Genomic DNA, 15,080 nt, shown 5'->3' with positions numbered 1-15,080 from the left:
ACCAAAGGTGATCGGACAGGGCGTCATGCCCTATTCTATGTTCTTGTGAGAGAGCGGCGGGAAGGCATCCCCCGCTGCGACAATAGCGCCGGCAGGGACAGGACGACGGAATTGGCGATGACATCCGAAGAAAAGATCATGCTGACCCAGCTCCTGCTCGCCAATGCGACGGACTATTGGTATGAGGTGGACGTCAATGGCGGTCTGGACACCCGCGACTATTATCTGGAGGACGCCACCTTCTTCAACCTGAAGGGGCGCGAGGCGATCCATCAGTTCTACGTCTGGCGGCAGAGCCGGGGGCCGCGCGTCAACCGCCATGTCATCGCGAATTTCCGCGCCGAGCTGATCGAGCCCGGATTGGCGCGCACGAACAATGTCATGATGCTGTTCGCCGGGGACGGGACGCCGGTGCTGCCCTCCCACGCGCCGATCCAGATCGCGGAGCAGATCGACCATCTGCTGCTGTGCGAGGATGGCCGCTGGCGTTTCCGCACGCGGGAATTCGTCAACCTGTTCAAGAGCGACACGCCGACCACCGTGCCGCCGCGTGCGTGGTATGAGAAATGGAGTCCCGGCAGCCTGAAGGATTGATGCGACGAGTGCGGGTGCGGGCGGAATGCGGGCGAAGGACGGTCAGTGAAGCGCGAACAATGTTTCATCGCGGGTGAATGGGTCGGCAATGGGGAGTGGATCGCGGTCGACAATCCGGCGACGGGCGGGATCATCGGCCGCGTTCCGGCGCTGGGGCGGGAGGAGAGCCGGCGGGCGATAGAAGCGGCGGCCATGGCCATGCCCGCCTGGGCGGCGCGCCCGGCCGGCGAAAGGGCCGCGATCCTGCAACGCATCGCCGCCCTGATGCTGGAGCGCGCCGACGATCTTGCCGCCCTGCTGACCGAGGAACAGGGCAAGCCGCTGGCGGAGGCGAAGGGCGAGATCGCCTATGCCGCGTCCTTCTTCCAATGGTTCGGGGAGGAAGCGAAGCGCGCCTATGGCGACATCATTCCCGGTCCCATGCCGGACAGGCGCATCATGGTGCTGAAGCACCCGGTGGGCGTCGTGGCCGCGATCACCCCCTGGAACTTCCCCGCCGCCATGGTCGCGCGCAAACTGGCCCCGGCGCTTGCGGCTGGGTGCGGGGTGGTGCTCAAGCCTTCGGAACTCACGCCCTTCACCGCATTGGCGATAGCGCAGATCGCTGACGAGGCGGGCGTGCCCCGGGGGCTTCTCAACGTCGTGACCGGCGACGCGCGGGAGATCGGGGCCGAAATGACGGGCAATCCCGTGGTCCGCAAGATCAGCTTCACCGGATCGACGGCGGTCGGGCGGCTGCTGATGGAGCTGGCGTCCCGCAGCATCAAGAAACTCAGCCTGGAACTGGGCGGCAACGCGCCCTTCATCGTCTTCGACGACGCCGATCTGGATGCGGCCGTCACGGGCGCGATCCAGTCCAAATATCGCAATGCAGGCCAGACCTGCGTCTGCGCCAACCGCTTCTATGTCCAGGCGGGCGTCTATGACGCCTTTGCCGGGAAGCTGGCCACCGCCACCGCGAAACTGCGGGTCGGCGAAGGGACCCGCACCGGCGTGGACATCGGTCCCCTGATCGACGAACGGGCCGTCGCGAAGGTCCAGCGGCACGTTGACGATGCCGTGGCGAAGGGCGCGCGGATCGTGCTGGGCGGCGGTCCCGCCCCCGACGGCCCGCGCTTCTTCACCCCGACGATCCTGCGCGACGTGAAGCCGGGCATGCAGGTGCTGGAGGAGGAGACCTTCGGCCCCCTGGCGCCACTGGTGAAGTTCGATGACGACGCCGAAGCCATCGCCCTTGCCAATGACAGCGAATTCGGACTGGCCGCCTATTTCTACGCGCGCGACGTCAACCGCATCTGGCGCGCGGCGGAAGGCATCGAATCCGGCATTGTCGGCATCAACACCGGCCTCATTTCGACCGAAGTGGCGCCCTTTGGCGGCGTCAAGCAATCGGGCATCGGCCGGGAGGGGTCGCGTTACGGGCTGGATGATTATCTGGAGCTGAAATATCTCTGCCTGTCTCTTGCTTGAACCGGGGCCGCATTTGTGAGAGACAGGTTTGTGACCGGTACCAAATCGCTTTCGGGGCCAAGGCCCCGCGCAATTGACAGGAGAAGATGATGTCCAGTCATTCGACCATGTTGGACAGGAACGATATGCTGACATGCACGCCGGTCCATCCCCATTTCGCCGCGCGGGCGGAGGGGATCGACCTGCGCCGGCCGCTGACGGAGGAGCAGAAGGCGGCGGTCAAGGGCGCGATGGACCGTTATGGCGTGGTCGTCTTCCCCAACCAGATGATGAGCGACGACGAACAGGCCGCCTTCGCCGAACAGTTCGGCACCATCGAGGAGACGCCGACGCTGGTTGACCAGGAACGACGCCGCATCGCCAATATGAAGATCAACGACATCTCCAATCTGGGCCCGGACGGCCGGATTTGGGGCGCGGACGACCGGCGGCGCATGTATAATCTGGGCAATCTGCTGTGGCACAGCGACAGCAGCTTCAAGCCGACGCCGGCCTATTGGTCGATGCTCCAGGCCCGCGTCATCCCGCCGGTCGGCGGCGCCACCGAATATATCGACACCCGCGTCGCATGGGACCATCTGCCGGACGAACTCAAGGCCATTGCAAAGGACCTGATCGCCTGTCATTCGCTGATCTATTCCCGCGAGCAGATGGGTTTCGACGCATTCAGCCCGGAGGAGGTCGAACGGTGCACGCCGGTGCCGCAACGGCTGGTGCGGCTGCACAGGGAATCCGGGCGGCTTGCCCTCTACCTCTCCGCCCATATCGGCGCCATCGAGGGCTGGCCCCGTCCCGAAGCCATGGCGCTGATCCGGGAACTCACCGAATTCGCGACCCAGCGCCCGTTCGTCTATGCGCATCAATGGGCGGTCGGGGACCTCGTCATCTGGGACAATCGCTGCACCATGCATCGCGGCACGCGCTATGACGACAAGAAATATCCGCGCGACATGCGCCGGGTGACGCTGGAGGACAGCGCCCCCACTTTGGAACAGCCGATCTGATAAAGCCGATCTGGCAGGGCATGCGCCCGGAAGGAAGACAGAATGACCGTTGGAACGGTAAGCGAGGCCATTGTCGCCCGCCTCGCGGAAAAGGGCGTGCGCTTCATCTTCGGCGTGCCGGGGGGCGAGTGCAATCTGGACTTCATCGCCGCGGCGGAGAAGCAGGGCATGCGCTTCATCCTGACGCGGACGGAGACGTCGGCGGCGATGATGGCCTGCGTCACCGCCGAAATCACCGGAGCGCCCGGCGTGGCGATGACGACGCGGGGGCCGGGCCTTGCCGCCGCCGCCAATGGCGTCGCCTATTCCGATCTGGATCGTGCCGCGATGCTGCTGATCGCGGACGGCTATGAAGACGACCAGGCCTATATCAGCCATCAGCGGATCGACCAGACGGCGATATTGGCGCCGATGCTGCGCGCTTCCTCCAATCTGCGGAACGGCGATCCCATGGCGGAGGTCGACCGGCTGATCGACGCCGCCATGGGCAATCCGCCGGGCCCGGCCTATCTGGAGGTCGCCGGTTCCTTCATCCGCCGCCGGGCCGAAGCGGCGCCCGCCCCCCTTTCCGCGACCCGCCTTCCCGCAGCCCGCCTTCCCGCGCCGGGCCCATCCGCGCTGGCGGAGGCGAAGAGGCTGGTCGCCGCGGCCCGCCGTCCCATCCTGCTGGCGGGGCTTCAGGCGCGGTCTCCGGATGGAACCGCCGCCTTGCGCGCCTTTGTCGCGGCGACCGGCTGTCCCGTCCTCACCACCTACAAGGCGAAGGGGGTGGTGTCGGAAAATGCGCCGCTCGGGCTGGGCCTCTACGCCAATGGCGTGCCCGAACAGCCGTTGATCAGGTCGGCCGACCTCATCATCCTCTACGGCTTCGATCCGGTCGAGGGACCGCCGCAGCCCTGGCGCTATGGCGCTGTTCCGACGGTCGAACTCACCAACCACGCCTATGAGCATCCGCTGTTCGCGCCGACCGCATCCGTGGTGGGCGACATAGCCGCTTCCATCGCCGCCCTGCACGATGCGACGGACAGCAGCGGGTGGGAGCCGGGAGAGCTGGCGCGGCGCAAGGAAGCATTATGGGCGGCGGCGCAGATTTTCGGCGGCAGCGGCATTTCCCCGGCGGCGCTGGTCCGCGCGGCGCGTCAGGCGGTGCCGGCGGACAGCCGCATCACCATCGACGCGGGCGCGCATATGCTGCCGGTGCTGCATATGTGGCGGTGCGACGAACCCAACCAGTCCCTGATCTCGCGAGGGCTTTCGACCATGGGCTTCGCCATTCCTGCGGCCATCGCCGCCAGCCTGGCCGATCCGGGCCGCACCACCGTGGCCTTCACGGGGGACGGCGGCGCGATGATGTGCCTGGGCGAACTGGGCACCGCCGTGCAGAGCGGCGCAAAGCCTGTCGTCGTCCTGTTCAACGACTCCTGCCTGACATTGATCGGGGCCAAGCAGCGGCGGCGGCAACTGGCTCCGGCGGGGGTGGATTTTTCCCACACCGATTTTGCGCAGGTGGCCGCCGGTTTCGGCTGGCACGCCCGCCGGGTCGATGAGGAAGGCGGACTGGCCGGAGCCTTCGCCGATGCGCTGGCGAGCGGGCGTCCGGCGCTGATCGACGTGACGATCGATCCGGCGACCTATGACGATCAGATTCTGGCTATTCGGGGATAGGAACCGGGCGGTTCGGGTGGGGGCGTGCCTCTAAAGGCTTGGTTTTCCTTTGGGGCACGCCCCCACCCTCAGTCCCCTCCCCTGAAGGGGAGGGGAAGAGCCGACATCGCGGCTGCGATCTGGTCGGATGGCCTCTTCTCACCCGGCCAGATAAGCGCCGTCCACCGGGATGATCGCCCCCGAAACATAGCGCGCCGCGTCCGAGGCGAGATAGACCGCCGTTCCTGCGATCTCGTCCGGCTGTCCCTGGCGGCGCAGCGGCGTCCTTGCGAGGATGGCGGCTTCGCGGTCGGCCGTCTTTTCCCGGTCCGGAACCAGCGTGGTTTCGATGAAGCCGGGGGCGATGGCGTTGACCCTGATCCCCTCCCCGCCCCATTCGACTGCCAGCGCCCGGGTCAATTGCATCACCGCGCCCTTGGACGCGGCATAGGCCGCCGCATTGGGCGCGGCGACGAAGGAGCGGATGGAGGCGAGGTTGATCACCGACCCCCGGGTGGCGCGAAGCTGCGGATGGAAGGCCCGGCACATGTTGAACGGGCCGCCGACATTGATCGCCAGCGTGCGGTCCCATTTTTCCCGCGCGCCCGGCTCATCGATGCGGCCGGGGAAGATCACCCCGGCATTGTTCACCAATATGGAGACCGGGCCGACATCCCGCTCCAGCCGCGCCGCCAGCGTTTCGCATGCAGCGGCATCGGAAACGTCCAGACCGAAGGCGGTGGCCTGGCCGCCTGCGCCGGCGATGGCCCGCGCCGCTTCGGCGGCTTCCCCCTCCTGCACGTCGGTCAGCACGACATGGGCGCCCGCTTCGGCCAGCCCCCGTGCAATCGCCCGTCCAATGCCGCGCGCCGCGCCGGTCACAACGGCAATCCTCCCATCCAGCCGCATCTTCGATCCTTCCTGAAAAATAGGGCTTATGTCGTGATTTTTATGGTTGTTACCGGTATCGCATCCGCATAGTCTTTCGGCAAGCCCGAATAGCGGTTCAAACCATCGGCAGAGGAGATCATCATGGCAACGGAAGATTATGAGCGCGGACTGGCGTTGCGCAAGGAAGTGCTGGGGGCCGACTATGTCGAACGGTCCTTCGCCAATGCCGACGATTTCAGCCGTCCCATGCAGCAATTGTCGACCGAATATTGCTGGGGCAGGATATGGTGCCGGGAGGGATTGTCCAGGCGCGACCGCAGCCTGCTCAACATCGGCATGATCAGCGCGCTCAACCGGCCCCATGAGCTGAAACTGCATGTGAAGGCGGCGCTGACCAACGGCCTGTCCCGCGATGAGATACGCGAAGCATTGCTTCAGGTGGCCATTTATTGCGGCGTGCCTGCGGGGCTGGATTCGACGCGGATCGCGCGGGAAGCCTTTGCGGAAGTGGATCAGGCGGCGGAGTGAGGCGCGGGAATTCAGCCCGCCCCGGTGAAAGGTCAGCGGTCCGCTCCTTGGAGCATCGGGCAGAAAAGCCTGTCCTGGGCCTGTCGAAGGATGGGGCCGGTTTTCTGCCTGAAAGGATGGGGCAACGGAAAACCGGAGCGCGCGCTCTGGAGCAGATCCGATCCGGCTGCTTGGAAAACCCTCTAGGAACTGGCGCGCTGGACGATTTCGAAGCCCAGGTCGATGGTCGTCACCGGCATGGTGCGTTCCTCGATCCGGTCGAGGATCATCTGCGCGCTGCGCCGGCCGATCTCATATCGGGGTAGGCGCAGCGAGGTGATCGCCGGGCTGACGTGGCGCATCAGGTCGAGATCGTCGAAGCTGGCGATGGCGAGCCGGCCGGGCACCGCCCATCCCCGCCTGTCGCATTCCAGCAGCGCGCCGACGGCCAGCACGTCGCCCGCGCAGAACAGCGCGTCGGCGTCCGGCACATTCGCATCGATATAGGAAATGGCCTCCGTCCCGCCGCCGAAACCGCGGGAGACGGCGACCACATGCTTGCGGTCGGATTTCTGCCCGATCTCCGCCAGGGCGTCCTGAAAGCCGCGCTGGCGTTCGGCGGCGCGGGGATTGGCGGCCAGCCCGGCGAAGACGATCCGCCTGTAGCCGAGCCGCGCCAGGTGCAGCGTCATCGCCTTGGCGGCGGCGCGGTTGGAATAGCTGACCACCATGTCGACCGGATCGACCGGGAAATCGCCATTTTCCACCACCGGCGTGTCCGACGCCTTCAGCATCCTGACCGCCGTGGGCGAATGGTTGGTCGAATGCAGGATCAGCCCGCCCACGCGCTGCGCCAGGAAGGCAGCGATCACCTGCTCCTCATCCTCCGGATCGTCGGAGCTTTCCGCCACCATCAGATGATAGCCGAGCGGACGAAGCACGTCCGATATGCCCTTCACCGTCTGGGAAAAGATGGAGTTTTCCAGGCTGGGCAGGACGAGGCCGATGACGTTGGAGCGGCGCGACGACAGGCTGCGCGCCAGATGGTTGTGGACATAGCCCAGTTCCTGCACCGCCTCCAGCACGCGATTGCGCAGCGTTTCATTGACGGATTCCGGGCTGTTCAGCGCGCGCGACACCGTCATGCGGGAGACCTGCGCGCGCTCCGCGACGTCGCGCATCCGGATCGTCCCATTGGCTTTCTTCGATACCGGCAAGTGGCTCCTCGTTTCGCATCGTTTCATGCGGAGGGATGCACTCCGCAGATGGAAGCTCGTTACCGTAACTTGGCGGGGCGTGCCATGATAATCTGACGGCGTGCGCGGTCCCCCGCGCCGCGCAGGCCGTCAGTCCCCTTCAATCCTCCAGGCCCAGCAGCCGCAGCGCGTTGGTCGAGATCATCTTGCGGATGTCCTCGTCCGAATAGCCAAGGCCGATGCAATTGCGGATCACGCCCCGGAAGCCGTCGACCGGGCGGTCGTTGCCCACCTGCCCCAGGTCGGACGCCAATATGGTGCGGTCGACCGTCCCCGCCCTGATCAGCGCGTCCAGCTCCTCCGGCGGGAACATCGCCTGTTCGCGGCCGATCATCTGGATGAACATGCACAGCGAATGTTCGATATAGGCGCCCATCGTCACCAACTGCCTGATGTCGTCCAGCGAGGCGCCGATGATGAAGGTGGGATGGTTCACCAGCAGCCGCTTGACGCCGCGCTTCCGCGCTTCCTCGAACACCGGGAAGATTTCGGAGATATGGAGGTGGCCGCCGGACAGGATCACGTCATGTTCCGCGATGATGTCGAGTATCTCCTTCACCTCGTCCTTCAGCGCGCCGTTGGCGTCGAGCGGCGTCAGCGGATCGGGCGGCAGCAGCGGCTTGCTGGTGTGGGGGAAGCCCTTTTTCCGCTTCTGGTCCGCCTCGACATGGTTCTTCGAGGCGAAGGTCGGCATCCACACCAGCCGGGCGCCGAGGGCGATGCCGTGATCGACGGCATATTTGTTGAAGCCGCCGGTGGTGTTGTTGAGCGGCACGCCCGAAAACAACTGCACCTTCAAATGGCCGTGCGTCCGGTTGAGCAGTTCGGTGATCGGCGTGGCGGAATAATAATGATCCTTGATCAGCATGGCGCGGAAGCCCGCGTCCGCCGCATCCTGCAACGCCTCCATATGGTCGAGCGACCGGGGCATGACCGACGGGCCGCTATGGCAATGCATGTCGACCGCGCCGACCAGCAGGCTGGAAATCCGATCCTCCAACGCCTGATCCGCGACATTTTCGTCCAATAGTGAAACCATGTTCGCCTCTTTGCTTTCAGCGCCCCAACGCATTTCTCGTGTCGTCCATCAATCTGCGCGCCGCATGCGCGAACAGGGTCGTGTCGGCGCTGATCATGACGAAGGAATAGCCTGCCTCGCGGCAGCGCACCGCTTCCTCCGGCGTCTGCACGGCGGTGCCGCAGGGCACGCCCTTCGCCCTGGCGGCCGCCAGCACCTTCGCCTCCAGCCCGCGCAGGGTCGGGTGCGATCCGGGCAGGCCCGAACTCAGCGCCAGATCCCCGAAGCCGATGAACACGGCATTGAGCGCGGGGGCGGCCAATATGCCCTCGATCTGCTCCAATGCGCCCATATCCTCGATCTGCACGCCGCGCATGACATGGTTGCGCCCCCGCTCCAGATAGTCGGCCGCGCTGTCCAGCCCCCAGCGGGCCGCCCGCGAGGTATAGCCCATGCCCCGCGACCCCAGTGGCGGGAAGGCCATGGCCGCCGTCACATCCGCCGCGATCTCCGGCGTCTCCACCCGGGGGACCAGCAGCCCGTCTATGCCCGCGTCGAGCAGCCTCTGGACCGCGCCGCCGCTGCGGTCCGGCAGGCGGGCCATCGCGTAGAGCCCGACCGCCTGCGCCGTGGCGATGGCCTGATAAGCCGACTGGAAGCTGTGCGGCGCATGTTCCATGTCCACCACGGCGAAGTCGAAACCGGCATGGCCGATCAGTTCGACCGTCTCCAGCGAGGGAATTTTCGCCCAGGTGCCGACAAGGAATGCGTCCTTCGCCTTCAGCCGATCGATCAAGCTTGGTTTGCGATCCAAAACATCCCTCCTATTGCGCCGGCATCGGATAGTCGCTCTCGTTCAGCACCCATCCGGGCTTCAGCGAGAAGTCGAGGCGCGGCGGCGCGAAGATGTCGACCAGTTGATTGACGTCGGAATGCCAGGTGGAGGTGTGGATCACCTGCGCCGGGATCACCGTCACCGATGGCGAGTCCACCGCGGCATGGACATCGTCATGCCATTTGTTCATGTCCACGGCCCAGGGCCAGCGCATATGGTGCCGCCATTCCCCCTCCAGCGCGAGCGAACATTGTTCGAAATCGTCATGATGGTGCGGCGACACCCTGGTGAGATCGCGCGGTCCCTTCTGCCTGTTGGGGATGTTGAGCATGATCGTGGTGCAACGCCAGATGCGGCCGAACCGGCCGCCTTCGACCGGCACGTCGAGCGAATAGTGGCGGACCCTGTACCCGTCGGGCGGTTCCGGCCATGGCCGGAAGGGCGGGATGTTCGCATGCCGATCCGCATAGGCGTCCGCATTGGGGCATTTCGCCACCAGATCGGGCGACTGGGCGGAGAAGATGCGGACGACGCGCCCGCCCTTCTCCAGCACCAGCCGGCTGTCCCCCGGCGGCATGACGAACAGCGCATATCCCCCGCTCCGTTCGGTCCGGTCCCCCGCGGCGGCAATGGCGGGGGTGTCTTCATCGGGCAGCAGGACCATATATTCGTCCGCCTGCCCGGTCCGTTCGAAGACCGCGCCGGGCAGCGCCTCGCTATAGGCGATGACGAAATTCTGCCCCCGCACATACCAGCTTTTGCCGCGGGCATCCTCCTCCACCGGCGGATCGCGGTAGAACAGGCCATATTCCGCGTCGTAAAGCCGGTCCACCGGCGCGGCCCCGGCGGGCGAGCCAGCCAGTGTCGAACGAAGGTCGGTCTTGTCGTACATCGATTACCTCCAGTACCCGCCCCATATCGTCACCACCGCGTCCGCACCCCGATCTTGAAGAAACGCCCGATCGGATCGAAATGCAACGGATTGCCGATCAGCCGCAGTTCCTCCGGCTGGTCCTTGTCGAAGACATTGTTCACCGTGCCGAAAATCTCGAAGGACTCGTTGACCTTCAGCGTTCCCGTCATGTCGAGATAGAAGCGCGAGGAAATATGGTTCTCGCTGATGCTGTTGGGATCGTTGATGTCATAGCCGTCCTGTTCCGGCCCGATCTTGGTCGGGTCCAGCAGGGCGCGGGGAATGTAGCGCCCGTGGAAGGTCATGGACCAGGTCGGCCGCGAATAGGTGATCACCCCGTCCAGTTTCCAGCGCGGCACGCCCTGGATGTTCGTCACCGATCCGGCATTGCCGGTCCAGTTGTCGAGCTGGGTCTTCACCCCGGTCGCGTCGATGGTCGACAGGTCGATCACATAATTGCCGTTGACCTGGAAATTGAAGTTCCCGCCCAGAGCCGGCACCTGGAAGTCGGAGACGAGTTCCAGACCCTCCGCATGCAGCTTGCTGAGGTTCTGGAAATTGGAGAAGACGGTGTTGATCGACCCGTTCGGATTGAACTGGATCAGGTTGCAGAGCAGGTTCTTCTGCTTGCAGGCATTGGCGATCGCGGTGCCGGTCAGGGAGTCGATCGCGCCTTCCACCTTGATGTCATAATAGTCGATCGACAGGTTGAAGTTGCGGATGAAGGACGGCCTCAGCACCACGCCGGCGGTGAAGGTGTCGCCCTTTTCCAGGTTCAGTCCCGGATTGCCGCCCGTCACCACGAACTGGCTGGTCGTGCCGCCCACGAACGGATCGGGCAGCGGGAGCTGGATCGTCGTTGCGTTGGGGCTGGATTCGCGGGCGGATGGCGCCCGGATGTCGCGCGAGCGCGTCACGCGGAAGGTGATGTCGTCGATGGGGCGGTAGACCGCGCCCAGCTTCCAGGTGGTGGCGTCGCCGAAGGGATCGTAATGCGTCTGGCGGATCGCCCCGTCGACATCGAGCGACCGCCCCAGCGGAGAGTCCTTGAGCAGCGGGACGGCGACTTCCAGATAGCCTTCGACCACGCTGGTCTTCGTGAAGGGAAGCGCCGAGCCGTTGGCGGCGATGAACCGTCCCGCGGCCGTATTCGGATCGACCTCTCCCTCCGCCGTGTCGCGGCGCCATTCGCCGCCCAGCGCGAGTTTCACGTCGCCGGCCCAGGTGGAGAAGAGCGAGCCGCGCAGATTGACGGCGGCGGCGTGCTGTTCGAACCGGCGGGTCTGCCATTCGGGCACGATATAGCGGTCGATGGCCGCCTGGCTGATATTGCCGAAGCCGAACAGGTTGATCGGTATGCAGCCATTGGCCGGGTTGGCGATGGTGGACCGGCAGATCGGCGTGCCCGCCGCTATGCCCGGAAGGCCGGCGGGCGCGGACACCACGTCCAGCGCGTTGTTCCATTCGGCCAGGCGGTTGTTGTCGGCGCCGACCCGGCTGTCGACGCGGCCATAGGTGTAATAGGCGTCCCAATCCCACTGGTCGGACAATTGTCCCTTGAGAGCGAAGGCGCCGCGATAGGTATCCACCTTGCTCGTCGCCTTGGACAGGCTGCCCAGCGCCCAGCTTGAGGAATTGATGACCAGATGGGTGATCGCCGGATCGGCGGCGAGGATGGTCGCGCGGGTCGCATCGGACACATAGGGATTGTTGATATTGATCGCGACACCTGCGTCGAGCGGCGCGGAACGCGCGGTCGGACCGCCCGTGACCTTCGAATACATGAATTCGACCGAAGCCGTGATGGAATCCGTCAGTTCATAATCGGCATGCACCGTCCCCGACACATGCTTGGTCGGCACCATCAGCGGCAGCGGACTGAGGCCCAGCGCATAGGGCTGCGTCGGGTCGTCGAGCTGCTGCAATATGCCGCTCAGATAATTGCCGAACTGATAGGGGACCAGATTGCCGTTGGAATCGAACTGCTTGCCGCGCAACGCATTGGGCAGGGAGGTGGCGCCGGTGTTCAGCACCTGCTGACCCAGGGTGATCGTGCCGCCCGTGCCATTGGGCTTGCGCGCGCCGACGACGATGCCGTTCTCATTATAGACGAAGGACGTGCCCTGAAGGACCAGCGTGGCCGGAAGGCCGTTGGTGCTGGTCCGGGTGGCGGTGTTATAGCCGGGATTGGGCACATAATTGGTGTAGCGCGTGCACCAGCTCCGTTCCTCGCACGGGCCGATGCCGCCTTCCCTTGCATATTCGATCGCCGCGACGACATGCCCGCGCCCGCCCGCGAAATCCGTGCCGCCCGCCGCGCCGACGAACAGGCTGGAGGCGTCGCCCCGCTGGCTGATGCCATAGCTGGCATTCGCCTTGAAGCCGTTGAGCTTCGTATCGAGGATCAGGTTCACGACGCCCGACACGGCGTTCGCGCCATAGGCCGCCGATGCGCCGCCGGTCACCACTTCGGTCCGCTGGATCAGCATGGACGGGACGCCGTTGATGTCGACCGTGCCGTCATCCGCGCTGGGCACGAAGCGGCGGCCATCCACCAGCGTCAGCGTCCGCGTGGCGCCCAGCCCGCGCAGGTCGAGCGTGCGGGCGCCGATATTGCCGGACACGCGGAAAAAGGTCGAAGCCGGCGTATTGATGGGGCGGAAGGACGGAATCTGGTTCAGCGCATCCGCCACATTGTCGATCGCCAGTTGCTGAAGCCTTTCTTCCCCCACGACATTGACCGGCGTCGGCGCGTCATAGCCCTTGCGGCCGACGCGCGAACCGGTGACGACGATGTCCGCATCGCTGACGCCTGCGGCGGCGTCCGACTGCGCCTGCGGAGGATTGTCCTGCGCCATGGCCGGCGACAGCGCCGCAATGGTCGCGCATGTCAGCGCGAAGGCCGAGCTGCGGCAAAGCAATGCACCCTGCAAGTTCATTTCACCCCTCCTCCTCTTATTTTTCCTGCCAGGCGACGTCTCAACGGTGGCGGAATATGTGTTACCGGTATCTCAGAGACAGGGCGCTGTCAAATGGCGCCGGATCGGAAATTTGCGATGCCGGCGGGTCTGGCGCAGGACAGCAGCCATGATTTCGGGCCCTGGCTGCCTGTTCAGGCAAGGAAAAGCGCCTCTTCACTATGCCGCATGTTCGGGCCCCATGATCGGAGCATAATTTGTGGATATAGCATAGGACGAGATTTTTTGCTGAACCGGCTAAGCTGCGGGCGTTGCGTCGTTCCGGCGCGCTTGCGGGTGGGGAATCCGCGCTCCATCAGCCTGAATGGACGGAAATTCGGGGCCGGAACAGGGACGGCGGCGCTTCTTCCGCCGCGCTTCCGCGACCATCGCGACAAAGCCGCGCGCCTGCATGCTTGGAATGTTGAGACCGGTATCATTGCGCCCGGCTTTCCGGAAGGCTAAGACGCTTCAACAAGCAAGGGCGGGAAACCGCTTCGTTTCCGATCGTAAAGGGAGAGGATCGCAAGATGGACAGCCTGACCGCTGCTCATGCCGACAGGACGGCCGCCAGTCCGCTGGAACTGCGCGTGGGGGAGGCGCTCGACAATCTCCGCACCTTTCGCGTCGGCATATTGGCGCCCTTGCTGATGGGCTTCATCATGCTGTTCGATTCCTGGGACAGCATCGCCATCGCCTATGTCATGCCGTCGCTGTCGCGCGAATGGGGGCTGCATCCCGCGATGATGGGGGCGCTCATCTCCTCGGGATATATCGGCCAGTTCCTGGGCGCCATAGCCCTGGGATCGCTTGCCGAACGGTTCGGGCGCATGCCGGTGTTCGTCGGATCGGTCCTGGCGATGGCGACGCTGGCGATCGCCTGCACGGTGGCGCCGGGGCCGGAGGCGCTGCTGGCGATCCGCTTCGTCCAGGGACTGGCGATCGGCGGGGCATTGCCGGTATCGATCACCTATATCAACGAACTCGCGCCGACGATGACCCGCGGCCGCTACTTCATGATCTTCCAGTGGCTGTGCATGAGCGGCTATGCGGCGGCATCCCTGTCCAGCACGGTCATCATACCGGAACTGGGATGGCGCTGGCTGATCGGGCTGGGCGGCATTCCGCTGCTGCTGCTGCCGGTGGTGATGCTGACCCTGCCGGAATCGCCGCGCTGGCTGGCCCGCACCGGCCGCGCCGGGCAGGTTCCGGGCGCGCTGGCGAAGCTGGGGGGCAGGATCGACCTGTCGGACGGCGACCTGCGGCAGGCCGCGCCGCGCCTTCGGGAGCCGGCGAGGATACCGATTTCCGCTCTGTTCGCGCCGCAACAGCGCGCATCGACGATCATCCTGATGAGCATCTGGTTCACGGTCGCCTTCACCAATTTCGGGCTGACCACCTGGGCGCCGTCGATCTTCGTGACGGTTTACGGCATAGCGCTGGCGGACGCCCTGCGCTATGCGGCGGCGACGCCCATATTGTTCCTGCTCGCGACGCCGTTCATCGGTGCGACCATGGATCGGGTGGGGCGGCGGCCCTATGCGATCGGCGGCTGCCTGGCGGCGGGGCTGGCCTTGCTGTCGCTTGCCCTCTTCCGCTTCGAGACCGGACCGCTGGTGGCGCTGGTGGTGGTCGGCACGCTGGGCAGCGCGCTCAGTTCCTTCATCCAGTGGCCCTATACGGCAGAGAGCTTCCCCACGCATCTGCGCGCGGTGGGCATGGGCGTTTCCAGTTCGATGGCGCGCGCCGCGTCCATGCTGACGCCGCTGTTCGTCGGCGTGATATTGAGCACCGGGGCCGCCATTTCACTGGTCTACAGCGCATTTGCGGCCTTTGCCTTCGGGGCGGCGCTGCTCTGGATCTTCGCCACCACGGAAACGGCGCGGCGGAAGCTGGAGACGATTTAGGCTCAGGGCCCGCATAATCATCTTTCCCGATCGAATCCTGCGTCATGCTGAAACAGGTTCAGCATGACGGTTCTTGGACCATTA

General features: G+C 65.2%; 12 protein-coding genes. 6 read left to right on the top strand and 6 right to left on the bottom strand.

The features are described 5' to 3' along the window. Positions 1 to 117 precede the first annotated feature (117 nt). The 4 genes from EWH10_RS11310 (at position 118) to EWH10_RS11295 (ending at position 4,733) form a co-directional block, all read left to right on the top strand. The gene (locus tag EWH10_RS11310) at positions 118 to 594 is read left to right on the top strand and encodes a nuclear transport factor 2 family protein (protein WP_025551965.1); all 477 of its coding nucleotides are present in this window, start codon (positions 118 to 120) and stop codon (positions 592 to 594) included. Between the two features lie 45 nt (positions 595 to 639). Then, positions 640 to 2,064 (top strand): NAD-dependent succinate-semialdehyde dehydrogenase, encoded by a 1,425-nt coding sequence (locus EWH10_RS11305; protein WP_065846523.1) that lies wholly within the window; start codon positions 640 to 642, stop codon positions 2,062 to 2,064. An 89-nt stretch (positions 2,065 to 2,153) separates the two neighbouring features. Next, positions 2,154 to 3,068, top strand: a complete 915-nt coding sequence (locus EWH10_RS11300) for a TauD/TfdA dioxygenase family protein (protein WP_207212580.1) — start codon at positions 2,154 to 2,156, stop codon at positions 3,066 to 3,068. Between the two features lie 42 nt (positions 3,069 to 3,110). Further along, complete coding sequence (locus EWH10_RS11295; RefSeq protein WP_025551971.1) at positions 3,111 to 4,733, top strand: thiamine pyrophosphate-binding protein; 1,623 nt, start codon at positions 3,111 to 3,113, stop codon at positions 4,731 to 4,733. Positions 4,734 to 4,871: 138 nt separating this feature from the next. Here the strand turns inward: EWH10_RS11295 and EWH10_RS11290 are convergent, their stop codons facing one another. Continuing rightward, complete coding sequence (locus EWH10_RS11290) at positions 4,872 to 5,621, bottom strand: SDR family NAD(P)-dependent oxidoreductase (protein ID WP_025551919.1); 750 nt, start codon at positions 5,619 to 5,621, stop codon at positions 4,872 to 4,874. 123 nt (positions 5,622 to 5,744) lie between these two features. Here EWH10_RS11290 and EWH10_RS11285 point away from each other — a divergent pair, with 123 nt between their 5' ends. Then, on the top strand, positions 5,745 to 6,131 hold the full coding sequence (locus EWH10_RS11285) for a carboxymuconolactone decarboxylase family protein (protein WP_044660637.1): 387 nt from the start codon (positions 5,745 to 5,747) through the stop codon (positions 6,129 to 6,131). Positions 6,132 to 6,313: 182 nt separating this feature from the next. Here EWH10_RS11285 and EWH10_RS11280 read toward each other — a convergent pair whose 3' ends face one another. From EWH10_RS11280 to EWH10_RS11260, 5 genes are all read right to left on the bottom strand, one after another. Further along, positions 6,314 to 7,291 carry a LacI family DNA-binding transcriptional regulator gene (locus EWH10_RS11280; protein ID WP_064232704.1) on the bottom strand — a complete coding sequence of 326 codons (978 nt, stop codon included), beginning with the start codon at positions 7,289 to 7,291 and terminating at the stop codon, positions 6,314 to 6,316. Between the two features lie 175 nt (positions 7,292 to 7,466). Then, complete coding sequence (locus EWH10_RS11275; RefSeq protein ID WP_025551921.1) at positions 7,467 to 8,405, bottom strand: DUF6282 family protein; 939 nt, start codon at positions 8,403 to 8,405, stop codon at positions 7,467 to 7,469. Between the two features lie 16 nt (positions 8,406 to 8,421). After that, positions 8,422 to 9,198 carry an HpcH/HpaI aldolase family protein gene (locus tag EWH10_RS11270; RefSeq protein ID WP_065847108.1) on the bottom strand — a complete coding sequence of 259 codons (777 nt, stop codon included), beginning with the start codon at positions 9,196 to 9,198 and terminating at the stop codon, positions 8,422 to 8,424. Between the two features lie 10 nt (positions 9,199 to 9,208). Continuing rightward, the gene (locus EWH10_RS11265) at positions 9,209 to 10,111 is read right to left on the bottom strand and encodes a hypothetical protein (RefSeq protein ID WP_065847106.1); all 903 of its coding nucleotides are present in this window, start codon (positions 10,109 to 10,111) and stop codon (positions 9,209 to 9,211) included. Between the two features lie 29 nt (positions 10,112 to 10,140). After that, on the bottom strand, positions 10,141 to 13,071 hold the full coding sequence (locus tag EWH10_RS11260) for a TonB-dependent receptor plug domain-containing protein (protein ID WP_065847104.1): 2,931 nt from the start codon (positions 13,069 to 13,071) through the stop codon (positions 10,141 to 10,143). 548 nt (positions 13,072 to 13,619) lie between these two features. On the opposite strand from EWH10_RS11260, the gene EWH10_RS11255 reads away from it, so the two are divergent. Further along, positions 13,620 to 14,996, top strand: coding sequence for an MFS transporter (locus EWH10_RS11255; RefSeq protein WP_065847100.1), 1,377 nt, complete (start codon positions 13,620 to 13,622; stop codon positions 14,994 to 14,996). Positions 14,997 to 15,080 lie beyond the last annotated feature (84 nt).

Origin of the sequence: Sphingobium fuliginis, assembly GCF_004152845.1 — a bacterium.
GTDB lineage: Bacteria > Pseudomonadota > Alphaproteobacteria > Sphingomonadales > Sphingomonadaceae > Sphingobium > Sphingobium fuliginis.
This window is presented reverse-complemented; position numbering and strand designations above follow the sequence as displayed.

Excerpts from the sequence above, each read along its gene's own strand:
- EWH10_RS11280 (WP_064232704.1), bottom strand. The coding sequence starts at position 7,291 with ATGCGCGACGTCGCGGAGCGCGCGCAGGTCTCCCGCATGACGGTGTCG.
- EWH10_RS11290 (WP_025551919.1), bottom strand. The coding sequence starts at position 5,621 with ATGCGGCTGGATGGGAGGATTGCCGTTGTGACCGGCGCGGCGCGCGGC.
- EWH10_RS11265 (WP_065847106.1), bottom strand. The coding sequence starts at position 10,111 with ATGTACGACAAGACCGACCTTCGTTCGACACTGGCTGGCTCGCCCGCC.
- EWH10_RS11260 (WP_065847104.1), bottom strand. The coding sequence starts at position 13,071 with ATGAACTTGCAGGGTGCATTGCTTTGCCGCAGCTCGGCCTTCGCGCTG.
- EWH10_RS11300 (WP_207212580.1), top strand. The coding sequence starts at position 2,154 with ATGTCCAGTCATTCGACCATGTTGGACAGGAACGATATGCTGACATGC.
- EWH10_RS11275 (WP_025551921.1), bottom strand. The coding sequence starts at position 8,405 with ATGGTTTCACTATTGGACGAAAATGTCGCGGATCAGGCGTTGGAGGAT.
- EWH10_RS11310 (WP_025551965.1), top strand. The coding sequence starts at position 118 with ATGACATCCGAAGAAAAGATCATGCTGACCCAGCTCCTGCTCGCCAAT.
- EWH10_RS11255 (WP_065847100.1), top strand. The coding sequence starts at position 13,620 with ATGGACAGCCTGACCGCTGCTCATGCCGACAGGACGGCCGCCAGTCCG.
- EWH10_RS11295 (WP_025551971.1), top strand. The coding sequence starts at position 3,111 with ATGACCGTTGGAACGGTAAGCGAGGCCATTGTCGCCCGCCTCGCGGAA.
- EWH10_RS11285 (WP_044660637.1), top strand. The coding sequence starts at position 5,745 with ATGGCAACGGAAGATTATGAGCGCGGACTGGCGTTGCGCAAGGAAGTG.